The sequence below is a fragment of the Pseudomonas sp. s4 genome (assembly GCF_046764235.1).
GTDB lineage: Bacteria > Pseudomonadota > Gammaproteobacteria > Pseudomonadales > Pseudomonadaceae > Aquipseudomonas > Aquipseudomonas asiatica.
In genome coordinates this window covers 5,659,812-5,682,307 of the sequence record NZ_CP177209.1, presented here as the reverse complement: position 1 = coordinate 5,682,307, position 22,496 = coordinate 5,659,812, and the positions used below count along the sequence as shown (strand labels likewise).

Here is a 22,496-nt window from a genome sequence, read left to right as displayed (position 1 = left end):
GAACCGGTCACTGACATGCAAGCAGCCAAACCACTCTACGACTATCCCAAGTACTGGGCCGAATGCTTCGGGCCAGCACCTTTCCTGCCGATGAGCAGGGAGGAGATGGATCTGCTCGGCTGGGATTCCTGCGACATCATCATCGTGACCGGTGATGCCTACGTCGACCACCCGTCGTTCGGCATGGCCATCATCGGCCGCCTGCTGGAGGCCCAGGGCTTCCGCGTGGGCATCATCGCCCAGCCGAACTGGCAGTCGAAAGACGACTTCATGAAGCTCGGCGAACCGAACCTGTTCTTCGGTGTGGCCGCGGGCAACATGGACTCGATGATCAACCGCTACACCGCGGACAAGAAGATCCGTTCCGACGACGCCTACACCCCTGGTGGCCTGGCCGGCAAGCGTCCGGACCGTGCCAGCCTGGTGTACAGCCAGCGCTGCAAGGAAGCCTACAAGCACGTGCCGATCGTACTGGGCGGTATCGAGGCTTCGCTGCGCCGCATCGCCCACTACGACTACTGGCAGGACAAGGTCCGCCACTCGATCCTTATCGACGCCAGCGCCGACATCCTGCTGTTCGGCAACGCCGAGCGCGCGGTGGTCGAGGTGGCCCAGCGCCTGTCCAACGGCGAGAAGATCGAGACCATCACCGATGTGCGCGGCACTGCTTTCGTGCGTCGCGACACGCCTCAGGGCTGGTACGAGATCGATTCGACCCGCATCGACCGCCCGGGCCGCGTCGACAAGATCATCAACCCGTACGTGAATACCCAGGACACCCAGGCCTGTGCCATCGAGCAGGCCAAGGGCGACCAGGAGGACCCGAACGAAGCCAAGGTCGTACAGATTCTCGACAGCCCGAGCATGACCCGGGAAAAGTCGGTGATCCGCCTGCCGTCGTTCGAAAAGGTGCGTAACGACCCGGTACTCTATGCCCATGCCAACCGGGTGCTGCACCTGGAGACCAACCCGGGCAACGCCCGCGCCCTGGTACAGAAGCATGGCGAAGTGGATGTGTGGTTCAACCCGCCACCCATCCCCATGAGCACCGAGGAAATGGACTACGTGTTCGGCATGCCCTATGCCCGTGTGCCGCACCCGGCCTACGGCAAGGAGCGCATTCCGGCCTACGAGATGATCCGCTTCTCGGTGAACATCATGCGTGGCTGCTTCGGTGGCTGCACCTTCTGCTCGATCACCGAGCACGAAGGCCGCATCATCCAGAACCGCTCGCACGAGTCGATCCTGCACGAAATCGAAGAGATGCGTGACAAGGTGCCGGGCTTCACCGGCGTGGTCTCCGACCTTGGCGGCCCGACTGCCAACATGTACCGCATCGCCTGCAAGAGCCATGACATCGAGAAGCACTGCCGCAAGCCGTCGTGCGTATTCCCGGGCATCTGCGAAAACCTCAACACCGACCACAGCTCGCTGATCGAGCTGTACCGCAAGGCTCGTGCCCTGCCGGGTGTGAAGAAGATCCTGATTGCCTCTGGCCTGCGTTATGACCTGGCGGTGGAGTCGCCGGAGTACGTCAAGGAGCTGGTCACCCACCATGTCGGTGGTTACCTGAAGATTGCCCCTGAGCACACCGAGCGTGGCCCGCTGGACAAGATGATGAAGCCGGGTATTGGCACCTATGACCGCTTCAAGCGCATGTTCGAGAAGTTCTCGAAAGAGGCGGGCAAGGAGCAGTATCTGATCCCGTACTTCATCGCCGCCCACCCAGGCACCACCGACGAAGACATGATGAACCTGGCCCTGTGGCTGAAGGGCAACGGCTTCCGTGCCGACCAGGTGCAGGCGTTTTACCCGTCGCCGATGGCTTCGGCCACGGCCATGTACCACTCGGGCAAGAACCCGCTGCGCAAGGTGACCTACAAGAGCGAAGGTGTGGAGATCGTCAAGAGCGAGGAGCAGCGTCGTCTGCACAAGGCGTTCTTGCGTTACCACGATCCGAAGGGCTGGCCGATGCTGCGTGAGGCGCTGCAGCGCATGGGCCGTGCCGACCTGATCGGGCCGGGCAAGCACCAGCTGATCCCGCTGCACCAGCCGCAGACCGATACCTACCAGAGTGCGCGCCGCAAGAACTCGACCCCGGCGGGTAGCCACAAGGTGGGCAAGGAGCAGAAGGTCCTTACCCAGCACACCGGCCTGCCGCCGCGTGGCAGTGATGGCAGCAAACCGTGGGACAAGCGTGAAAAAGCCAAGGCCGAAGCGTTTGCGCGTAACCAGCAGGCGGCCAAGGAGCGCAAGGAAGCGGCCAAGGGTGGCAAAGGCAACAAGAAGCCGCGTCAGCCAGTGATCCCGCGTTAACTGGGCGATTCTTGGGGCTGCTTTGCAGCCCATCGCGACACAAGGCCGCTCCTACAATGACCGTGCAAACCCGACAATTCCGGGGGGCTCGCGGTCGGTGTAGGAGCGGCCTTGTGTCGCGATGGACCGCAAAGCGGTCCTAAAAATCTCAGCTTCAGTCAGGCTTCTTGTCGACCCACTTCGGCGCCACCGGCGCAACAAAGCTGTCCATCCCGTCCAGCAGCTCATCGGGCTGCTGCCCCAGCAGCAACATCGCCCGATGCTGCTGCCGCACGAAGCCTTCTTCGACGATATGGTCGAGGAACCCGCCCAGCTTCTCGTAGAAACCGTTCACATCCAGTAGCCCCAGCGGCTTGGCGTGATAGCCCAATTGCCCCCAGGTCCATACCTCGAACAACTCCTCCAGCGTACCCAGCCCACCGGGCAGGGCGATAAAGGCGTCGCTCAGTTCGGCCATGCGTGCCTTGCGCGCGTGCATGCCGTCGACCACTTCCAGGCGGCTGAGGCCCTTGTGGCCGATTTCGGCATTCATCAGGCTCTCGGGGATGATTCCGATCACTTCGCCACCGGCCGCCATGGCCGCGTCAGCGACGGTGCCCATCAGGCCAACTGCGCCGCCGCCATAGACCAGGGTCAGGCCGCGACGGGCTATCGCCTGGCCCAGCGCCATGGCCGCTTCACGGTAAGCGGGGTTGGCACCAATGCTGGCGCCGCAGAACACACAAACGGAACGTACGGGCATTGCTCATCTCCAGTCACTCAGGCTGACAGGGTAAGGCCCATGTCCTACAGTTCCAAGGCTGGTTTCACTCCGGTCGGGAGAATTCGCAGATGGCGCCGGTCGCTCCATGGGCGTAGGCCGCCAGCAGGCTGTTCATCAGGCTACCAAGGGTCATTTCGTATTGCTCCTAAATGAGAGGTTGTCCCATCGTCCAATAAAAGGGCATGATGTGCCCTTGAATTGGTTGTATACAATCCATTGAACAATTCTACTGGCTGGCCTCTTGACAGCCCCTTGACCCATATCAGCAAGGGGCTGAACGGTTTCAGGCAGTCTCGCAATTGATAAAACCCTGCCAAGGAGATTCATGATGTTTGCGAAAGCTGTAGCGGTATCCCTGCTGACCCTCGCCAGCGCTTCTGTCTTCGCAGCCGAGTGCTCGGTGACTGTCGACTCCACCGACCAGATGTCCTACAACACCAAGGAAATCACCGTCGACAAGAGCTGCAAGGAATTCACCGTCAAACTGACCCACTCCGGTAACCTGCCGAAGAACGTCATGGGCCACAACCTGGTGATCAGCAAGACTGCCGACATGCAGGGCATTGCCACCGAAGGCATGAGCCAGGGTCTGGAAAAGGACTACATCAAGGCTGACAACGCCGCGATCATCGCCCACACCAAGATGATTGGTGCTCCTGAGAAGGAGACCGAGGTGAAGTTCGATGCTACCAAGCTGGAAGCCGGTGGCGACTACAGCTTCTTCTGCACCTTCCCGGGCCACATCTCGATGATGAAGGGCAAGGTCGTCGTCAAGTAATCAAAGGCTGACGGTGAACCCTGTGGGAGCGGGTTCGGCGCCCCGATGAACCCGCTCCCACAGGTCTTTCTACAGCCTGATCAAGGGGCGAACGGCAGTTCGCGCTTGTGCTGGGTCTTGCGGTAGGTAGCGACGATGATATCGAACGCTTCCTGGTCAACCGGCTGCCCATGCAGGAAGGCATCGATCTGCTGGTAGGTCACGCCATGGGAGGCTTCGTCCGGCTTGCCCGGTGCCAGGTCTTCCAGGTCCGCAGTCGGCACCTTCTCCACCAGTGACTCCGGCGCACCGAAGCTGCGCGCAATCGCCCGCACCTGGTTCTTCACCAGCCCGCTCAGCGGCGCCAGGTCGCAGGCACCATCACCGAACTTGGTAAAGAAGCCCATTACCTTCCTCCCCCCGAAATAGTGCCCAATCCAGCGCAGTGACTGAGTGAGTGACTATTTTTGCTCTTGTGCAGAATCTGTATCTGCACAGTCTGGGGATTCTGGACTGCGCCCTCTCCCAGACCTTCTTCCGATTTCGCTAGATGGGGCTGAGCTTGGTTAGGGCATAATGTCCTAGTTCGCAAGATGCCCGCGACCCTCCGGGTAGTCCTGACCCAGGTTCAATGAGCCGTAATGGCTAGCAGTAATCCGATAGCCCCGCGCTCAGCATGGAGCTTCAGATGGTGCTTCCTTGATCGCAGATGTCAGGACAGTGTTGCATCTTGCCGATCTCGATCTAGGCATTTCTGGAGGAACCATGGAGCAACGTTTGAGAGTGGTAATGGCCCAGCTGAACATCCGCGTCGGGGATGTATACGGCAACGTTGAGAAGGTCATCGAAGCCGCTCATAAGGCCCGCGACGACCTCAAAGCCCAGGTCATCGTTTTCCCAGAGCTGACCCTTTGCGGTTACCCACCAGAGGATCTGCTCCTTCGCTCCAGCATGCAGAGCCGGATCGAAAAAGCCCTGCAGCATATCAAGGACGCTGTCCAAGGCATCGTCACTGTAATCGGCTTCCCTTGGGTCGAGGATGGAGCGCGCTACAACAGCTGCGCCGTGATTTCGGACGGCAAGGAGCTCGCCCGCTATAACAAGCAGCGCCTGCCTAACTATCGTGTTTTCGATGAGAAGCGGTACTTTGAGCCGGGCAGCGGCCCATGCGTAGTTAACCTCTTCGGCGTACCGGTCGGTATCACTATCTGTGAGGACATCTGGTTCTCCGAGCCGCTCAAGCAGGCTTGTGATGCCGGTGCCCAGATCATGCTGACCCTGAATGCCTCGCCGTTCCATCGTGGAAAGCAGGCTGAACGTGAAGAGCTATTGGCGACGCGTGCCAGCGAATGCTCAATCCCCATGGTCTACGTGAACCAGGTTGGTGGCCAAGACGAACTGGTGTTCGACGGCAACAGCTTCGTAGTGGATGGCGACGGAAAGGTTACTCAGCGCGCCCCTGCTTTCGAGGAGGGGCTCTTCGTCTCGGAGTTTGAGATCAAGGAAGGCGTTTTGGTGCCCGTTCCGGCTCAGACCACCGAGCTTCTCAGCATTGAGGCCAGCGTCTACCAGGCACTGGTAGCTGGCGTTAAGGACTATGTGCAGCGCAACGGGTTCAAAGGTGTTGTGCTAGGCCTTTCGGGTGGCATCGACTCGGCGTTGGTGCTCGCTGTTGCTGTGGATGCCTTGGGTGCAGAAAACGTTGAAGCTGTGATGATGCCGTATCACTACACGGCCCAGATGAGCCAGGACGACGCGAAAGAGGAAGCCGACATCTTGGGTGTGAAGTACAGCGTCCTGCCCATCGCATCCATGGTAGAAGCCTTCCTGACCACGCTTGCGCCAATGTTCGAAGGTTTGGGCAAAGACACCACCGAGGAAAACCTCCAGGCCCGGTGTCGCGGCACCATGCTCATGGCCATTTCCAACAAGAAGCGGTATCTCGTTCTCACGACCGGCAACAAGAGTGAGATGGCGGTCGGCTATGCGACCTTGTATGGTGATATGGCGGGTGGCTACGACGTCTTGAAGGACGTACCGAAGACCTTGGTATTCCGCCTCTGCGAATACCGCAACACCCTGGGCTACGTAATTCCGCAGCGCGTCATTGATCGTCCACCATCTGCAGAGCTTGCTCCTGACCAGAAGGACGAAGATTCCTTGCCTCCATACCCTGTCCTTGATGAGATCCTTCGCTTGTACATCGAGCAGGACTTGTCTGCCGATGCCATTACCGAGAAGGGCTTCGATCAGGAGGTTGTGAGGAAGGTAATTCGCTTGGTCGACCTGAACGAATACAAGCGGCGCCAGGCCGCTGTGGGCCCTCGTGTCACCGAGCGCGGCTTCGGTCGTGACCGGCGTTACCCTATCACTTCTGGCTGGAGTATCGGTGATTAATAGCTGAGGCAGCTGATCTATGTACAAGGGGCGCTATTGCGTCCCTTTTCTATAAAGGATGGTCTCGCTAAAGTTTGAAAAATTTTTCTTCTTTGGTCAGTTCGAGAATGGTATTGGCTTCAAGGAACTTTTTATCAAAGCCACCAAGTTTGTCGTTTAAAATTGCTGCGATAGTTTGTATTTTCTTTTCGTTGGCAAAATCAAATAATTTTATTAGCTTGTCTTCGTCTACAACTTCAAGATAGTCTTGGGCGGTAAAAGCAGGAAGCCTGGATTTGAATTTATTCACGAAGTACACATAGGACATGTCGAAAGCCATTGCTGCGGCCCTCGGAACTCCGTCGCCAGTGTTCAGTTCTTCGTTTGTAATCTTGAAATCTGCCTTGCCATCTCGGCCTGCAGAAACTGTCAGTTCGTTGTGATGAGTTACGAATAATCTTTTAGTGATGTCGACATATGCTTCATTGAAGACTTTAAGCTTGGAGTTTAAGTCAGAGTAGTGCACTGCAATACTCCGCTTTACGCCGTCAACTGTAGTGAGTAGATCTTTGATTCGCTTGTTGGACACCTCTACCTCGCTTATGACGTAAGCAAGCCTGCCTCGAGCCTCCCGTAAATCCTGCATTTGCTTTTCGACCAGGATCAGTCCGCTGACATGGCTGTCTCTGGAAAGATCTTTCACCTTACTCTGTTCATCTGATATGAGTCGTGCCAAACTCATTCTCAGAGTGTCAAGTTCATCCGCTGTCTCAGCCGACATTTCTTCGACGTATGCGGCCTTGCGGCTCATTATCGAATTATGGAATTCAATAGTTTCTTCAAGTGTCTTGCTGAGGTTTGGAACTAGCGACTTGGCCTCATTGTAGAGAGAGGTAATTTCCCCTACGTTTAGCTCCACCAAGTTATTTTTGTATCGTTCGATTGTTTTGTTATTATAATAAAGTTTTGTTTCAAGCTTGACGATACGAGAAGTCAATGCTGCCACGCTTCTTCGGGATTCCCGGAGTTCTGCGATGGCATAACTTTGAGATTCAAATATGTCGTACTCATCTTCTTTGATTTGAAGTTCAGAAATCTTCAGGTCGATTAGTTGGATTTCTTCCTGGCGATTCGCCAAAGGGAGGCCGCCGAGAAGTGTTCGGATACGATTATCTTCTAGTTGTATTTGCTGCTCAATTAGGTTGATCTGGCGAACGGAATCAATGAATTCAAAGTCAAACAGATATGCATAAATCAGGTCGTAATCATTGTCGCTAGTGTACGTGTGTAGGTACGCAAGCGTGTTGTTGCTTGTGGTTCTGTTCGTTCGGAAGAACTTGCTTCGTATTGAGTTGAAGCTAGGCTGCTCTCGTGTATATCCAAATATACGAGGGAGTTCGCGAGTGAAGCCAGCATTGCTCTTGTAGACGACGCCATCAATGGTGCTAATGATTTTGATGCTCTCACGTAGGGATCCCATTTTTCTTGAGAGCACACGCGTGATTTGGTGATTAATGGAGGCGACTCTTAGAGTTAACTCAAACTTAACGTCGCCTTTGGTAAGATAGTCTTTAACCTTTTCGTTGACCTTGTTGTTGTCAGGATCTTTCCAAAGAGGCTCAGACTTTCCGCCCAAGCAGAATGCTAGTGCACGAAGTGATGTGCTTTTACCAATCTGGTTCCCAGTTTCGCCCAGGTTGGTAATAATGTTAATTCCGTCCTTGAATTGGATGGTACGTATTTCTTCGCTTCCATCAAATACAGATAATTTAATCAGTTGCATAAAGAAATATCACCTTGCTTCGTTAGCTCTACACATCCAGTGATGTAGAGCCAGTCGAGCGCGTACAGAATGTAAGCAAAAGAAACACGCTCAAATCTATCTTGATATTTTTCGAAAAGTGCTAGTGGGCTCATGGAGCCAAATTCGCTAGACTTTAAGACCATCAGTAAGCGTCCACCGACTATGTAAAGGCTTTTAAGCGGTGAGCTTGTATTCTGAATGATCATGCAGGAGGCTCCAATATCTTACAGTGAATGAAGCCATAGCAAACTATTAACTGTCCGGCCCATTCTATAAGCTCAGATTCAACGCCTTGAAAGACAGTGTTAGTTCCAACTATAAGCTCGGAGACCTTCTTTACAAGCTCATCCGATCCCAGCCGTATTACATTCAGCTTTTGCTCAGGGGAAGCTGGTCGCTCAGCCTGCCTCATGAACAATTCTCGCCTGGCGGTTTTATACTTCTGATTTATAGCGTAAAGAAATCTTTTCTGTGCGCCAGGATCTTCGTCATCGATAGTTGAGATAAGGCTTTCAATGAGATCCATGTAGCCGACATTGTCAATGATTAACTCCGAATACACCGAGACCCTGTTGTACTCAATTTTTTCATCGACCTCAGGGTAATCTATCTCGACGTCTGGGATCTCATCATACGGGGTATGAGTCGACACAATTTTCATTAGTAACGGATTGAGCAGAGATGAGATGGCCGCAGAAGTTGCGGCTATCGTGACAGGCCCACTGCCGGTGCTGACTACTGTTAACCCGCCGTTCGATGCCGTAGCTTCAATATCTGGCGTTAATAGGCTCATTTTTTATGTACAGTAACATTGCCGCGACCCGTGGAGACAACCGTAGTTGAGCTATGATCTGAGGTAGCGGAAATCGTCGGTTTTCTGCTGAATGCCTGCAAAATGATCAGCAAGAAAAAGCAAAATACAGTAGCTGCAAGGGAGTACAGGAACAGCTTGTAGATGGATTCGCTTGGGAGGCCCTTGAGCAAGTCAGACTTAAACCAACCGGCGTGCATCGAGTAGAACATCGGAGCTCCCACTGCAGCAAAGCCGCCTCCAGCGGTGGCGATTACCTTCAAGAAGCCGAACATTCCTTTCTCCATGGTGGTCGGTCACTCGGCAGTGAGTGCCAGCAACGTGATATTACAGATTTCGCTTACCGCTCCACAAGGGCGCTCCCGCCCCGAACCCTCGGCATAGGCAGGATCCTGCAGCCTTTGAGACCAGGGTCTGCGTGCGCGGATATCCGGCCTTGGAACCCTCCTGAGGGCTGCGTTCGAGGTTCAGCAGAGCACGGGGCGGCTTGAGTCAAGGGCAGCCGTTCGCTTTACCAGGGAAGCTACAGAGGGCAGCTACCGGCAGGAGAGGTGGGGCTCAGCACATCGCGCTGCTGACATGCTGGAGCACCTGGCCTATAGCTTTTTCGGCGAGATCACTAAAAGCCGAGCGCAATCGTCTACAGCAGCTACACTGCATTGTTAGATTCACATTACATTGCAACTGGGTGACGTAAACCAATTACCATTAAGGGGTGTAGTATGCGCGAGTGTCTCGTTAATAAAATGATTGCCCACCTCAAGTTTGAGATCAATTACTTGCAGGCTGAGGCATTGTCGGCTAGCTCAGATCGCGACGAAGAGCGGTGCCGTGAAGCTCTGCGCCTCCAAAGCAACGCCATCGAATATTTGTTCAGAGCAGTCGATGCTAAACGCAAAATTGCATTGCAGCGTTGAATCAGTAGGGCCTTAGGGAAGGTCTGAAAAAGACTTCCTGAATCTGGTGAAATACGCCGATCCCGCCAGCCGAGTTTTTCCATGAAGCAGATGACCTTCGCCGACGCCGAGTACGCCGGCAAGCGCAAGCAGACCCGTAAGGAATTGTTCCTGATCGAGATGGATCAGGTGGTGCCGTGGAAGGGATTGATTGCCCTGATCGAGCCACACTACCCAAAGGGTGAAGGTGGTCGTCCAGCCTATCCGCTGATGGCCATGTTACGTATCCATCTGATGCAGAACTGGTTCGGCTACAGCGACCCGGCCATGGAAGAAGCGCTCTACGAGACGACCATCCTGCGTCAGTTCGCCGGGCTGAGCCTCGAGCGTATTCCCGACGAAACCACCATCCTCAAGTTCCGTCGCTTGCTGGAGAAACATGAGCTGGCAGCCGGCATCCTCGGCGTAATCAATGGCTACCTGGGGGATCGCGGCCTGTCGCTGCGCCAGGGCACTATCGTCGATGCCACACTGATCCACGCGCCCAGCTCGACCAAGAACCAGGACGGCAAGCGCGACCCGGAAATGCACCAGAGCAAGAAAGGGAACCAGTATTACTTTGGCATGAAGGCGCACATCGGCGTGGATGATGAGTCGGGGCTGGTACACAGCGTGGTAGGCACGGCAGCCAACGTGGCGGATATCACCCAGGTCGAAAAACTGCTGCACGGTGACGAGAACGTCGTCTGCGCCGATGCCGGCTACACCGGCGTCGAAAAGCGCCCCGAACATGCTGGCCGCGAAGTGATCTGGCAGGTCGCAGCACGCCGCAGCACCTACAAGAAGCTCGATAAACGCAGCGCCCTGTACAAAGCCAAGCGCAAGATCGAGAAGGCCAAGGCACAAGTGCGAGCGAAGGTCGAGCACCCGTTTCGAGTGATCAAGCGCCAGTTCGGTTACGTGAAGGTGCGCTTCCGTGGCCTGGCCAAGAACACCGCTCAGCTGGTGACGCTGTTCGCGCTGTCGAACCTATGGATGGCGCGCCGACATTTGCTGACTACCGCAGGAAAGGTGCACCTGTAATGCGGAAAATGGCTGCTGCGAGGTGCTCGCGGCGGCCAAAAACGGAGAACTGAGCGGGTTACCTGGTCGAATTTGATCGACGGCCCGCTTTCAAAAGCAGCGAGGGCTGAAGTCGACCGGAAATACAGGGCTACTTCAGACCTTCCTTAGCATTTTGCGGCCATCCTTGTTGAGGCGTAGGATATTATTGGCTACGAAAAAATTCGTAAGCACTGCGGACAGGTACTTCCAGTTCTCGGCGACGTCTCCCCGAAAGAAACCTGCGTTGTGCATTCGCCATTCAGCATGGGTGCGGACGGCTCCAATGAAGTCGGCAGAATTAGTAACGCCAAGGTGGATATCACCCAAGTCTACGCCTGGGTTTTGATAAAGTAGGCCTTGTGCTATGGCAATGATGAGTGGGGCATCTATCTCCGCCTGCACTGTAGGAAGCGGCGCAAGGTATTCAGTAAGCAACCTACCTAGACAATCGAAAGACGACTTACTGAGTAGGTGCGTTATAGAGTCGAAATCTACATACACAAAACCGTTCGAATCCGAGGTTGGGAAAAGCGATTGGTAATGCAGGAAGCGGCATTTGGCAGGCTCTCGCTCTTGATATTTTTCATTGCATTCAGCTTGAGACATGTTTAAAACTAAGTTGGCTTGCTTTTCGTCCAGAAAACCCACAATAACAAAGTCTTGAAGTAGCTGCCAAGTTAAGGGCTTTGTATCATCTTCAGTGAGTTGTAGTACTTTATATAGAAAGCCTCTAAATCCTGCATAGTCGTCAAGGCACATAGTATGTGGGTGGAAGCCGGTAAGGGTCATATATGCATCGAACATTTGCAAGACTTGAAGCATGCTTCGTTTAATATCGATATCATCGGAATGGCGAAGAATGGGAAGATTTTCCGCTACCTCGGTTTGAATGCTGAAAAAACCCCGTAGTTGAATTCCGCCCAGAGTCAACATGGTTGCTACCTGTGGTTTAGGTAAAAACCTCAGTGTAGGTCGGCAGTCGGTGTAGTGCGAATGCCGGATCTTGAATGTTAAAAATCAACGTCTCTCGTAATGTCCGCTTTTGGGAACATTATGAGGATAAAAGGGCTTTGATGTTCCCAAATGGGGGCATTATATCGAGCATTCCTTTTTTGCTTTTCACCTTCGGGTGGGGCTGTCGTGAACCGACCTCTTATCAGAGCCAGGTTGCGGCCCGAGCGCTTCCATCCTCAGCGTCTGGCTCTGCGTGCTCGGCTTGCGATTCTGATATGAGCCATCAACCTGAATGGTCGAGCGGCTCTTAGGCATTCACAAAGCCTTAGCACCGAAGCCACCAGTAGTCTTCGAGCTCGCGGAGGGCGAAGACCTACCCTTCTAGGAAGGGCTGAATCGTGGGCACAAAAAATCGTGTTGAGGAGCGGCTTCTTTGAAGATGTGAGATTCGCAGGAGCCGGCATTAGCCGTGTTTGCTACAGCTAGCTCCTGAAAGGCATCTACACTCGATTTTCCAGCCGGTGACCGAGATCAGAACGATGCCCACCCTTCCTCCGCTCGGGGCCAGTGAAGAAGAATGGCGCGCCTTTGCCGAAGAACGCTGTGAGGAGCTCAAGCCTCATGTAGCGGAGTTCATCCTGGAGCGGTTCACGTATAAGCCCAGGTATGTCCAACAGCGGGTCTGGCGAACCTTCGCGACCGTGTCAGCCCTGAGCACGCAGTTCGACATCTACATCCGCATGTTTGTGAAGCCAAATGACTACTGGCCAAGGGAGTGCCTTGTCCTGGCTCGGATCGGCTTCACGAAGGAACGTGCTGGACATGGTCGAGCGCTAGTGCAGCGCCTGGTGGAGCTGGCTCCAACATTCGGCTATCGCTACCTCGCTATCGAGTCAGCCAATGCCAACGCATCAGCTTTCGCCGAGAGGCTGGGCTTCAGCCCTCGCGACAATGGCCGTCACTGGATAGGTATGGTCGACGCCGTGCAGGAAGCCTTGAATCGCTGATAGGTGGGACGTGGTCGGGCCAGCGGCTCAATGGTCTTTTTCAGTCAACTGCCCAAAGGCCCGCAGCTGGTAATCCGTCACTACTTGAAAACCATGCTCTGCCAGCATCCTGAGAAGCTCCAGCTCAGCCCCCACGACTCCGTCAGCCTGGGCCTGGTGATACCGCTTCAGTGCCTCGATGGCCTGGCTGTACAGAGGGTCATCAGGCAGCAACACTTTGCTGAGATCTTTCTTCATTACCCTCTCCAATTTTGCCGGGACGATCCCGCTTTCTCGGGTGTGCGGTTCGCGAGCTCAATCAGGTGGGCGTGATGCTCCCGGACAACCTTGTCCAACGTCTCCTGGTTTAGAAACCGTGGGCGTTGACGAACCATCTTGCGTTCGTAGGAGTTCGAAGCAGTCTTCGTTGGCTCTGGGCAGCTTTGTCGAGTCATTCCGAAGGATCTCAGGCAGATTGGTTGAGGCTAGGATACATCGACATCCCTTCACCATGGCTATCCCGCACTGTTCAGTGCCAGCATTGTGCGATCCAGAATCCGTAACCAGGGAAAGATAGTCGATGAAGAATGTGAGGATGGTACGCCACGGCGAGAGTGCTGCGAACGCAGGCCGGCCCACCAAGGATCACGCGAGTATCCCCCTCACAGCAAAAGGGCTGGAGCAAGCCCATATGGTCGCCCGGTCTTTCACGAACGCCCCAGGCCTAATCGTTGCTTCGCCGTTCCTTCGCGCCCAGGCAACCGCGCAGGTGACGGCAGCCCGATACCCTGCTGTCGCTTTCGAAACCTGGCCGATTCAGGAATACACGTACCTAGCGCCGGCACGTTGTGTTGATACAACCCTGGCGCAACGGCGTGGTTGGGTTGAGGCGTACTGGCAAAGAGCAGACCCCGCCTACCGTGATGGTGAGGGCGCAGAGTCGTTCCAGGAACTGGTAGGTAGAGCGCGGTCATTCCTTCACCGACTTGGTAAACATCCAGCTACTGACATAGCCGTGTTTTCGCATGGTCAGCTCATCAACACGGTGGCTTGGCTACTCGAGCATGAGCCACAGGAAATTGATGGCCTGGCGATGCAGGACTGGCGAGAGTATGAGATCGCCAATCACATTGAAAATGGTCAGGGCTTTTTCATTGCCTGGGAGTCGGGCAAATGGGGAACTGGCCAACGAAAGGGCTCCTCCTAAAGCGTTCTGCGTGTCGAGCGTCCACCAAACACGTAGAACGATGCCTATCAGTTGCAGGATGCACCAACCTTCGTGTTGAATTGCTTCACATCAACGACCTCGTCCTCGCACTTACCGTCGGTGATGCTTCCCCATCCGTTCTCGGAGGCCTGCTGCAATAGCAGTTCTTCGATGACAGAGTTTACCTCTGAGCACATCACAATTACAGGATGTTTTGAATGACAGACCAATCGATTTTGAACGAAAGTTTCTTCGAGCAAGGCTTTATATCCAGAAACATTGATGAAACAATCGCACGCATAACTTCAGAAAACGAAGAGTGGTTTACACTGCTGAGGGATATAAATAAACTTCTGCAGGCAGCTGTAGTGTCTGGCTTTGAAAAGCATCACGGTAGAACCATGGACTTAGAAGTTCTAGCCATGTTTTCGGCTTTGCGGTCTTTAAGTAATTTTCAATCGGTTTTCATAAACCTCGAGCGAGGTATGATTGTTGAAGCCAGGATTTTGATACGATGCCTTTTTGAAAATGCATTTTGCGTGGGTGCGTTAGCAGAAAGTCCTGAGAAATTTATCCCCTTGCTCCATAAAGATAACGTTGCTGCCAAGCGCGGCCAAGCCAAAGCCTTGAAGCAAGGTAACTACTCTCTAGATCAAGACGTTGCTGCGGCCATGGACGAGATCTTGGCTGGCGATAAAGGCCGCCACTTGAACTGGCAAGAAGTTGCAGAGATGTCTTCGCTTGGGCATCAATACTTATTTTATAAGCATCTTTCTGATGATGCGATGCATTATTCAGCTTCTTCGCTTAAGCGCTACATTGTGTCAAATAAGGAAACTAATAGCTGGAGCGGCTACAAATTTGGGCCAGGCAAGAAAGCGGAAGTCGCTCTGTCGGCTAACCTGGCTGCATCAGCAGCTTTAGGTATCCTGATTGGATTTCTTCAGGCGACCAAAGATTCTTCCCGCGACAAAGAGGCGAATGAGCTTCTGGATAGATTCGGATCACTCAGCTCCTTAAAGCCAGAGTGATCGATTTTCTATTTTTCTGGTTCTGGTTCTGGTTCTGGTTCTGGTTCGTAGGATGTTACGAATACCTTGATGCCTGATTCATTCCTCAAGACGGTGCCTCCATCTCTAAAGATCAGGGCATCGTCAATTTTTTCCAGCAGTTCTTCCTGCTTGTTTTGATTTGATTTATAAATTGTCCGCACCGATTTCCTATATGTGCCATCATATATATCACACATCAACGTTAAGTGCTCGCGCAATGCGTCTATTAAATCAACCTCTGTATGCTCCAAGGTTGTGTTGTTATAGTAGTCGCATCGCATTCCTGATAAAGTAATACGAACCGGAACGAAGCTTTCAGTTTGACCAGACTCTCTATTTGAATAGTCGACGCTGTGCGCTCCAAGTTTGTTTCTAGCCTCTCGCACCTTCAAGGCTGCAACCCTTCCTTCCAACTCTCGGATGTTAGGCACATTCGCGATTCTGTGGAGATTAAGCAAAGCTTGCTGCTGTATATATGTTGCATTCAATACACCATAAAGCCTGATGTATTTTTCGCCGAAATCATCATATTTTGTCGGCCCATCAACGCCATACTTACAGAAGTGCTCAATCCCTAGCAGGCTGTCATTTATTATATCCATGGATGAGCATATAAATCCCCAGTCTTCCGGTTTTGTAAGCTTTAGTGACGACTGGATAAAATCTACAAAGTCGCCACGTGCTGGCGTATGCCGCATTGCCTTTTCATTGATTAGCTCACGATACTCGTCGTTGTAGTGATGCAGGGCTTTAAAAAGCGGTTCAAGCATTTTTGTGCTCCATTTTATAAAAGGGTCAGATTACACTACGTTTCAGGGGCGACCAACATAATTACCAACCGTCGAAGGAGAGTGCATTGATTGAGCCGAAGCTATAGGAGCTAGTTTTTATGCGATGGGTTGGCAACCAGGCTGTTTTCCAGGAGCAAAAGACACGTCACGATGAGTCCATTCCTCTACCTGAAAGCTGCCAAGGCGTGATCGCCAAGTATGCGCGGGCCAGTAAGCTCTCCGAAGGAGACCTACTCTTCCACTCTCACAAAGATCGAAAGCGCCCTATGCCACCGACAGCTCTGAGCTGAATGCTGACCGCCTTGGCCCACAAAGCAGACGTCAAGCTTGAGCGTGTAACGGCTACCCAGATTCGACACACCGTGTTCAAGATTGGCATTCCGAGATGACAGGACATCGTTCACGTACCACCGCGTTGGACTACATAGTCAAGGATGGGGACAGGATCAAGCCGACTGAAAAGAGCCGCGCGCCTAGAGGTGAATCCATCTATCAGTGGACTGACTGCCCAAGCGTGCCGGCCTTGTGCAATTGGTAGTCGATGACGGTCTGGTACAGGTGATCAGCCTCCAGGCGGAGCCTTTCTACCTCGTCGGCTGGTTTCCCCTCGTCCACGGCTTGGTGATGGGCACGTATCGCTTGGAGAGTTTGCTGCAATAGCAGCTCTCCTGCCTCAGCCATTCCCAAGATCGTCCTCTTCACTTCGAGCCCTGCCGGCTCGCACGGTGTGCTTCCAAGTGCGCCATTTCAGCGCCCCAGGTCAGAACGAATTTCTCGAAATCGTGGAAGTACGGCCCTGCAGCCACGCGGGTAGAGCCAATGCTCGCAGCCGCAAATCGCTGCCGCCAAGGCTCGGGAATGCTGTCTTCAATAACCAGGCGAACGCCGTTATGGGACTGCGTTGTGATGGAATCGACGAGCTCCTGGCTCGAGAGCTCATTACCGCTCATTAATGCCTTCAGGGCCTGGTCAACCTCATCGATCTCCAACAGCGGGAGTTCAGCGCGAGAGTCTCCAGGCTGCAGATCAGCAAGCGCCCACAAGGCTCTGCGCTTCGCGATTTCCAGGCTGCGCAGCTGGTGATGAGTCACCACGTCTCGCCCCTCCTTCTGTTATCAAAAACATCTCACGCGGCCATCTGACCTTTCCGAATAGGCGTGGTAGCTAGAGCTCGATCATCTTGCTCTCGATCTCCTGCCAGAAGTGTTCGGGCATGTTGTTGCCGATGTTGAAATCCACTGGTACGCCGATCAGTACCTGGAGCTCATCTTCAAGGTCGGCGATGTCGAAAAGCGAGATTGTGCCGGTCTTGCTGGAGGGAATGGTGGCGAGGATGTCGAGGTCGCTACCTTCTTGATCATCACCTCGCACAGTCGAGCCAAACAGCTGTGGGGATACGAAGCCGTAGGATTCGACCAGGCGCTTTATGGCTCCTTCTTTGCCACGGATCGCATCGCTAGGCTTCATGGGGTTTACTGGCCTTCGAGCGCGCCTCAAGCTGAAGTTCTTCACTCAGCTTTTGCAGATGAAGCTGATGCTCGCGAGCAACGCTATCAAGCGTTTCCTGATTCAAGAATACAGGGCGACGGCGAGCCATCTTTTGATCATAAGCGTCAGGAGAAGCTTTTTCCGGATCGGTTCGAGCACAACGAGTCACCTTGTCCACCTATCGGTTTGTCAGCTGTTGTCACAAGTGGATTGTAGGAGGCAAAGTGCAAGTTTTGCACCTTGCATGTTGGCGACCGATCTCCAAGGCCGGTTGCTAATGGCCTTTCGCTGCCGGCCCGCCAAGGGCTTGGAGCTGGTAATCAGTGACGGCTTGAAAGCGATGTTCGGCCATCAGCTTGAGGCGCTCCAGCTCCGCTCCAACTACCCCTTCAGCCTGGGCTTGGTGGTACAGCTTCAGCGCTTCCACAGCCTCGCTGTACAGGGGGTGGTCAGGCATGAGCACCTTGCTCAGATCTCTTTTCACGATCACTCCCTTTCGCCATAGCTAGCCGCCATAGTCGCCTCCATGGCTACATCGTTCAAGGTCGGTGATGTTAGCTCTCCGGCTCGTTGATCAAAGGCAGCTCGCTCGGGCCTTGACCTGCTAGTTCTTCGACTTCGGCTGCATCACGAATCCTCTATGTGATGCCATGTGCAGGCCGGTCTCGTATCGATGTTTCAGTTTCGTCGAGCAACACAAGTCCCTTATCAGCCCTCGGCGCAGAACGCAGGCCGGCGAATCCTTCAAGCGCTAACGCCGCGCATCTTCCCACCTGAAACTTGGCCAGCTTCTCCCTGATAGCCATTGACTCAATGAGCTTACCGCTCAGCCGAAAAAACCAAAGACAGCAAGTCGAGCGCCAAAAAACGCTTGAAAACGACAATCTTGCGGGGTTAGTCTGCGGAAACCGGAAAACAATAGCCCAACGGGAGTCAAAAAATGAAGATCAGTCTGTTGCAAGAAGGCGAAACCATCCAAGGCGTCAGCGTTCCGCAGCGTTATCAGGAAATGATCGCCGAAGCCTGTCTCGCTGATAAGCTCGGTTTCTACGCCTGGGGCACCTCTGAGCAGCACTTCAACCCACCGAAATTTACTGTCTCCGCGCCTGAGGTGCTGTACGCAGCTATCGCCGCACAGACCAAGGACATCAAATTGCGCACCATGTGTGCAGTGATGCTGCAGTGGAACCACCCAATCCTCGTCGCTGAACGAACCTCGACCTTGGACATTGTCTCCAATGGCCGAGCAGAAATCGCCACTGCGCGTTCGAACAACCTGGTGACTCTCGAAGCCTTCGGCGTCGACCCGAGCACTACTCGTGCGCAGTGGGAAGATGGTATGGAAGTGCTCATCAAAGCCTTCGCAGACGAAACGCTGCAGCATGAAGGCCCAATCTGGAGTATTCCACCCCGCACCATTGTTCCACGCCCGGTTCAGACCCCGCATCCACCAATCTACGTATCGGCCTCCAGCGTGCAGACGCATAGCAATGCCGGCGAGCGTGGGATTGGCGTGCTCAGTTTCGAAAACTACTTCGGCTTCGATTACCTCCAAGAGTGCATCGACGCCTATCGTGCGGGCCTAGCCACGCACAAGAGCTCCGTACCGCGCCGTACCGAGCAAGCAGGCCTCTACGTCGCCACTGCGTTCTGCGATACCACTCGAGCTCGAGCAATTGATATCGCTCGCGACGTCACCACCAGCTACTTCAAATTCATCATCGACCTCTACGCCCCGCTCGGCAAAAAAGGGTCGTATGAGTATCTGGATGGTCGAATGCTTCGCCTGCTCGATCACGAGGGCGACATGGACTTCCTCGTTTCGGAAACACCGTCCGTGATGGTCGGCGATCCAGACGACTTCATTAAGCGCATTCGCAAGCTACAGCAGATGGGCATCGACGAGATCCTGCTCCGAATCGATGGTATCCCTCACGAAGACATCATGCGCTCCATCGAGCTGATCGGTCGTGAAGTTATGCCTGTCATCAATGGGGGTGCCAAATGAGCCAGGTGCAGATGAAAGCGCCTCTCGAGGCGCCAGAGATCGACGTGCAGATCTTCAAAGAGGCTATGGCCGACTTCCCAGCAGCAGTCACGATCATCACTACCTGGGACAATGAGGGCCGCCCTGTTGGGGCGACTCTCTCGGCGGTCTCATCCCTGTCGGCGTCTCCTCCCATGATGCTGGCCTGCTTTGATCGCAAATCCAAAACCCTCGAATGCCTCACTCAGGGCAAGCCTTTCCTGATCCATGTGCTTGGTGAAGGCCAAGAACATTTGGCGATGCTGTTCGCAGGAAAGTGCGCCGACAAGTTTGAGGGCATCGAGTGGAAGCGCGGAAAGCTCGGCCTTCCCACGATTTGTAATGCAGCATGCGCTCTGGCCTGTGAGGTAGCAGAGGTTCTGCCGGGTGGCGACCACCTCATCGTAACCGGGCATATCCGCCACATCGACCACAACAACCAGCAGACACCGCTTCTCTACCATCGCAGGAAAATGTTCGCCGTACCCGCTGCTGGAGCGCCTGTATGAAGCAGGTGGTGGTGGTTTACGGAACTCCTGCGGATACCCAAGCGTTCGAACGTCACTACCGGGAAGTGCATGTGCCGCTCGTGAAGCAAATGCCGAACCTCGCGAAGTTCGAAGCCAGCATTACCAGCACTGCAACCGCCCAAAAAGACTGGCATGCGATTGCGGTACTGAGTTTCCGTAATCAGGAAGAAATGGACGCATCGCTGAGCTCCCATGCTGGTGTTGCAGCCGTGGAGGACGTATCGAACTTCGCCAGCGGTGGCTGCCAGATCTACACCTGCGAATTCGAAAGCTTTTAAGAATAACTAGAGCGAGGCCTTGCTATGAATCTACCACTGGATCCTTTGAAGCACCTGAGCGCGAATGTTCAGGCCTTTCTGAAGCAACCAATGAAACTGATGATCGACAATCAGTTCGTAGAAGCTTGCGAAGGTAAGGTGTTCCCAACGTATGACCCGGCTACCAGTCAGCTGATCGCGAATGTGTCCGAAGCTGGAATCGCCGATGTGGAGGTGGCGGTCGCTTCTGCCAACCGTGCGCTGGTCGGGCCGTGGGCGAAAATGCTGCCATCTGAACGTGAGGCTGTGATTCGCAGGCTCGCCGACCTCATAGAAAAGCACGGCGATGATTTGGCCCAAATTGAGAGCCTGGATAGCGGCAAGCCTGCTGCGCAGATTCGAGCTGTGGACATCGAGCTGTCCATCGGGGCGCTTCGCTACAACGCCGGCTGGCCGACGAAGCTCCATGGCCAGACGATCCCGGTGAGCGCGCCAGATATGCACGTCTACACTCGCCGAGAGCCTCTCGGGGTCATCGCTGCAATCGTGCCGTGGAACTTCCCGCTCTGCCAGGCTTGCTTCAAACTTGCACCCGCACTGGCTGCTGGTTGCACTGTCGTGCTGAAGCCTGCAGAGCAAACGCCTCTCTCGGCGCTGTATCTCGCCAAGCTGGCAATTGAGGCGGGTCTGCCTTCTGGAGTTCTGAATGTCCTCCCAGGCTTTGGCAAGGTTGCCGGCCAGGCTCTAGTCGAACACCCAGGCATCGCGAAAATCGCTTTCACTGGCTCCGAGGCAGTTGGCAAACACATTGTCCGAACTGCGGCCAGCGACCTCAAACACGTCTCCATGGAGCTTGGGGGCAAGAACCCGAACGTAATCTTCGCCGACGCCGATCTCGATCAAGCTGCCGCAACCGCAGCAATGGCCATCTTCTTCTACTCAGGCCAAGTCTGCGCTGCGGGTTCCCGCTTGATGGTGGAGCGCAAGGTTTACGAACGCGTCCTGGAAACGGTAATGGGGGAAACCGCAAGGCTGAAAGTTGGCCACGGTCTCTCGCCAGACACCTCTCTGGGCCCACTGATCTCTGCAGATCAGTTCGCCAGGGTCAGCGGATTTGTCGAGCGCGCCAAAGCTGATGGGATCGAATGCGTCATGGGTGGCAAAAAAGCGGGTGGGGCTCTCTCTGATGGCCACTTCCTTGAGCCAACGATCCTGTTGAATGCGTCTGACAATCAGGAAGTGGTAGCCGATGAAATTTTCGGCCCCGTCCTGGTAGTTCAAACATTCGAATCGATTGACGAGCTCACCACCCGAGCGAACAACACCGGCTTTGGTCTGTCAGCTGGCGTGTGGACACGCGACGTAGGCAAGGCACATAAGGTAGCCGCAGCACTCCAGGCTGGTACAGTGTGGATCAATACTTACGGAAACTTCGATTGCGCTGCACCATGGGGTGGCTACAAGCAGTCCGGGTATGGTCGTGACAATGGCGCTGAAGGCATCGAAAAATTCCTTCAGACCAAGACAGTCTGGACGAACTGCAACTGATCCTCGAGTGACGCCGTCTACATGATGGCGTCAGCTCAGCGTAACCGTCCGGCCAACTCACCTTCCTGACCCCGACGCCAAAGGCGATGGTGTCCACCTAATTTAAGTGGACACCATTTCTAGCCTTTTAAGCGGGTCTTTCCATGCAGTCACAACGCCGTTCCTATTCAAAATCCTTCAAGGCCCAAGTTGTCCAAGAGTGCGCCCAGCCCGGCGCATCGATTGCCAGCGTCGCGCAGAAGCACAGCCTTAACGCGAACCTCGTACATAAATGGATTAGGGTACTCACGAACAAAACTATGGCGCTGCAACCTGCTTTCATTCCAGTGCCCTTGCCGCTAGCCGGAGGACATTCGCAGGCAGCTTCATCAAGTATCTGCATTGAAATCCAGCACCCGCGTGGCACCGTCAAAGTGAACTGGCCGACCGAAAGCGCTGTCGCCTGTGCCACCTTTCTGCGAGACCTGTTGGAATGATTCGGATCGATGCCATCTGGCTTGCCACCGAGCCTATGGACATGCGCGCCGGTACCGAGACCGCGCTGGCCAGGGTGATCGCGGTGTTCGGTGTGGCGAAGCCGCACTGCGCATACCTCTTCGCTAATCGCCGTGCCAACCGAATGAAAGTCTTGGTGCATGACGGTGTGGGCATTTGGCTGGCAGCGCGACGATTGAACCAAGGCAAGTTTCATTGGCCCGGCATCCGTCACGGATCGGAAGTCGAACTCGATAACGAGCAACTTCAAGCCTTGGTACTGGGTTTGCCGTGGCAGCGGGTCGGCGCAGGCAGCGCGATCACAGTGCTTTAGCCCCTGCCATTAGCCCATCGGT

At 54.4% G+C, this 22,496-nt stretch carries 26 protein-coding genes and 1 pseudogene; 14 read left to right on the top strand and 13 right to left on the bottom strand.

Annotated features, from left to right (window positions below):
* Window positions 1-15: 15 nt before the first annotated feature.
* Window positions 16-2,316, top strand: coding sequence for a YgiQ family radical SAM protein (locus tag ACK56M_RS26395; RefSeq protein WP_013974417.1), 2,301 nt, complete (start codon window positions 16-18; stop codon window positions 2,314-2,316).
* Window positions 2,317-2,470: 154 nt separating this feature from the next.
* On the opposite strand, the gene ACK56M_RS26390 is transcribed toward ACK56M_RS26395, so the two are convergent.
* Entirely contained in the window at window positions 2,471-3,058 is a 588-nt protein-coding gene (locus tag ACK56M_RS26390) for a TIGR00730 family Rossman fold protein (RefSeq protein ID WP_015271991.1), read from the bottom strand.
* A 349-nt stretch (window positions 3,059-3,407) separates the two neighbouring features.
* Between ACK56M_RS26390 and azu the strand changes: the two genes are divergently transcribed.
* Window positions 3,408-3,857, top strand: a complete 450-nt coding sequence (gene azu, locus ACK56M_RS26385; RefSeq protein WP_015271990.1) for an azurin — start codon at window positions 3,408-3,410, stop codon at window positions 3,855-3,857.
* An 80-nt stretch (window positions 3,858-3,937) separates the two neighbouring features.
* On the opposite strand, the pseudogene nadE reads toward azu, so the two are convergent.
* Window positions 3,938-4,249, bottom strand: a pseudogene (gene nadE, locus ACK56M_RS26380) (NAD(+) synthase); the annotation flags it as partial.
* A 352-nt stretch (window positions 4,250-4,601) separates the two neighbouring features.
* Here nadE and ACK56M_RS26375 point away from each other — a divergent pair.
* Window positions 4,602-6,233: an NAD+ synthase gene (locus ACK56M_RS26375; RefSeq protein WP_054572150.1), complete on the top strand. Its 1,632-nt coding sequence runs from the start codon at window positions 4,602-4,604 to the stop codon at window positions 6,231-6,233.
* 67 nt (window positions 6,234-6,300) lie between these two features.
* On the opposite strand, the gene ACK56M_RS26370 is transcribed toward ACK56M_RS26375, so the two are convergent.
* From ACK56M_RS26370 to ACK56M_RS26355, 4 genes are read right to left on the bottom strand one after another with little or no spacing between them, the layout of a single operon-like run.
* Window positions 6,301-7,995, bottom strand: coding sequence for a DUF2326 domain-containing protein (locus ACK56M_RS26370; RefSeq protein WP_061202558.1), 1,695 nt, complete (start codon window positions 7,993-7,995; stop codon window positions 6,301-6,303).
* Window positions 7,986-8,222 (bottom strand): ABC-three component system middle component 6, encoded by a 237-nt coding sequence (locus ACK56M_RS26365; RefSeq protein WP_063977307.1) that lies wholly within the window; start codon window positions 8,220-8,222, stop codon window positions 7,986-7,988. Before ACK56M_RS26365 ends, ACK56M_RS26370 begins: the two co-directional genes overlap by 10 nt.
* Complete coding sequence (locus ACK56M_RS26360; protein WP_063977308.1) at window positions 8,219-8,809, bottom strand: hypothetical protein; 591 nt, start codon at window positions 8,807-8,809, stop codon at window positions 8,219-8,221. The genes ACK56M_RS26365 and ACK56M_RS26360 overlap by 4 nt, the downstream gene beginning before the upstream one ends.
* Window positions 8,806-9,102, bottom strand: coding sequence for a hypothetical protein (locus ACK56M_RS26355; protein WP_411959144.1), 297 nt, complete (start codon window positions 9,100-9,102; stop codon window positions 8,806-8,808). The genes ACK56M_RS26360 and ACK56M_RS26355 overlap by 4 nt, the downstream gene beginning before the upstream one ends.
* Before the next feature lie 447 nt (window positions 9,103-9,549).
* On the opposite strand from ACK56M_RS26355, the gene ACK56M_RS26350 reads away from it, so the two are divergent.
* Both ACK56M_RS26350 and ACK56M_RS26345 read left to right on the top strand, forming a co-directional pair.
* On the top strand, window positions 9,550-9,744 hold the full coding sequence (locus ACK56M_RS26350; protein WP_054572146.1) for a hypothetical protein: 195 nt from the start codon (window positions 9,550-9,552) through the stop codon (window positions 9,742-9,744).
* Window positions 9,745-9,825: 81 nt separating this feature from the next.
* Window positions 9,826-10,806, top strand: coding sequence for an IS5-like element ISPpu18 family transposase (locus tag ACK56M_RS26345; RefSeq protein WP_058178368.1), 981 nt, complete (start codon window positions 9,826-9,828; stop codon window positions 10,804-10,806).
* 135 nt (window positions 10,807-10,941) lie between these two features.
* On the opposite strand, the gene ACK56M_RS26340 is transcribed toward ACK56M_RS26345, so the two are convergent.
* Window positions 10,942-11,760, bottom strand: a complete 819-nt coding sequence (locus tag ACK56M_RS26340) for a hypothetical protein (RefSeq protein WP_411959143.1) — start codon at window positions 11,758-11,760, stop codon at window positions 10,942-10,944.
* A gap of 560 nt (window positions 11,761-12,320) precedes the next feature.
* Between ACK56M_RS26340 and ACK56M_RS26335 the strand changes: the two genes are divergently transcribed.
* Window positions 12,321-12,788 carry a GNAT family N-acetyltransferase gene (locus tag ACK56M_RS26335; RefSeq protein WP_125920375.1) on the top strand — a complete coding sequence of 156 codons (468 nt, stop codon included), beginning with the start codon at window positions 12,321-12,323 and terminating at the stop codon, window positions 12,786-12,788.
* A gap of 27 nt (window positions 12,789-12,815) precedes the next feature.
* Here ACK56M_RS26335 and ACK56M_RS26330 read toward each other — a convergent pair whose 3' ends face one another.
* Window positions 12,816-13,025: a hypothetical protein gene (locus ACK56M_RS26330; RefSeq protein ID WP_054572143.1), complete on the bottom strand. Its 210-nt coding sequence runs from the start codon at window positions 13,023-13,025 to the stop codon at window positions 12,816-12,818.
* Window positions 13,026-13,347: 322 nt separating this feature from the next.
* Here ACK56M_RS26330 and ACK56M_RS26325 point away from each other — a divergent pair, with 322 nt between their 5' ends.
* Window positions 13,348-13,974, top strand: a complete 627-nt coding sequence (locus ACK56M_RS26325; RefSeq protein ID WP_054572142.1) for a histidine phosphatase family protein — start codon at window positions 13,348-13,350, stop codon at window positions 13,972-13,974.
* A 218-nt stretch (window positions 13,975-14,192) separates the two neighbouring features.
* On the top strand, window positions 14,193-15,005 hold the full coding sequence (locus ACK56M_RS26320) for a DUF5677 domain-containing protein (protein WP_061202557.1): 813 nt from the start codon (window positions 14,193-14,195) through the stop codon (window positions 15,003-15,005).
* Between the two features lie 8 nt (window positions 15,006-15,013).
* Here the strand turns inward: ACK56M_RS26320 and ACK56M_RS26315 are convergent, their stop codons facing one another.
* From ACK56M_RS26315 to ACK56M_RS26295, 5 genes are all read right to left on the bottom strand, one after another.
* On the bottom strand, window positions 15,014-15,796 hold the full coding sequence (locus ACK56M_RS26315; protein ID WP_054572140.1) for a hypothetical protein: 783 nt from the start codon (window positions 15,794-15,796) through the stop codon (window positions 15,014-15,016).
* Between the two features lie 719 nt (window positions 15,797-16,515).
* Window positions 16,516-16,911: a hypothetical protein gene (locus tag ACK56M_RS26310; RefSeq protein WP_054572138.1), complete on the bottom strand. Its 396-nt coding sequence runs from the start codon at window positions 16,909-16,911 to the stop codon at window positions 16,516-16,518.
* Between the two features lie 70 nt (window positions 16,912-16,981).
* Window positions 16,982-17,284 carry a nucleotidyltransferase family protein gene (locus tag ACK56M_RS26305; protein WP_054572137.1) on the bottom strand — a complete coding sequence of 101 codons (303 nt, stop codon included), beginning with the start codon at window positions 17,282-17,284 and terminating at the stop codon, window positions 16,982-16,984.
* Window positions 17,274-17,483 (bottom strand): hypothetical protein, encoded by a 210-nt coding sequence (locus ACK56M_RS26300; RefSeq protein WP_131812214.1) that lies wholly within the window; start codon window positions 17,481-17,483, stop codon window positions 17,274-17,276. Before ACK56M_RS26300 ends, ACK56M_RS26305 begins: the two co-directional genes overlap by 11 nt.
* Window positions 17,484-17,579: 96 nt before the next feature.
* Window positions 17,580-17,789, bottom strand: coding sequence for a hypothetical protein (locus ACK56M_RS26295; protein ID WP_075047053.1), 210 nt, complete (start codon window positions 17,787-17,789; stop codon window positions 17,580-17,582).
* A gap of 456 nt (window positions 17,790-18,245) precedes the next feature.
* Between ACK56M_RS26295 and ACK56M_RS26290 the strand changes: the two genes are divergently transcribed.
* From ACK56M_RS26290 to tnpB, 6 genes are all read left to right on the top strand, one after another.
* Window positions 18,246-19,313 (top strand): LLM class flavin-dependent oxidoreductase, encoded by a 1,068-nt coding sequence (locus ACK56M_RS26290; RefSeq protein WP_054572135.1) that lies wholly within the window; start codon window positions 18,246-18,248, stop codon window positions 19,311-19,313.
* Window positions 19,310-19,840, top strand: a complete 531-nt coding sequence (locus tag ACK56M_RS26285) for a flavin reductase family protein (RefSeq protein ID WP_054572134.1) — start codon at window positions 19,310-19,312, stop codon at window positions 19,838-19,840. The genes ACK56M_RS26290 and ACK56M_RS26285 overlap by 4 nt, the downstream gene beginning before the upstream one ends.
* Entirely contained in the window at window positions 19,837-20,139 is a 303-nt protein-coding gene (locus ACK56M_RS26280; RefSeq protein ID WP_054572133.1) for an EthD family reductase, read from the top strand. The genes ACK56M_RS26285 and ACK56M_RS26280 overlap by 4 nt, the downstream gene beginning before the upstream one ends.
* A gap of 24 nt (window positions 20,140-20,163) precedes the next feature.
* Complete coding sequence (locus tag ACK56M_RS26275; RefSeq protein WP_054572132.1) at window positions 20,164-21,666, top strand: aldehyde dehydrogenase family protein; 1,503 nt, start codon at window positions 20,164-20,166, stop codon at window positions 21,664-21,666.
* Between the two features lie 143 nt (window positions 21,667-21,809).
* Entirely contained in the window at window positions 21,810-22,142 is a 333-nt protein-coding gene (gene tnpA, locus ACK56M_RS26270; RefSeq protein ID WP_009684096.1) for an IS66-like element accessory protein TnpA, read from the top strand.
* Window positions 22,139-22,474, top strand: coding sequence for an IS66 family insertion sequence element accessory protein TnpB (gene tnpB / locus ACK56M_RS26265; protein ID WP_009684097.1), 336 nt, complete (start codon window positions 22,139-22,141; stop codon window positions 22,472-22,474). The genes tnpA and tnpB overlap by 4 nt, the downstream gene beginning before the upstream one ends.
* Window positions 22,475-22,496: the final 22 nt, after the last annotated feature.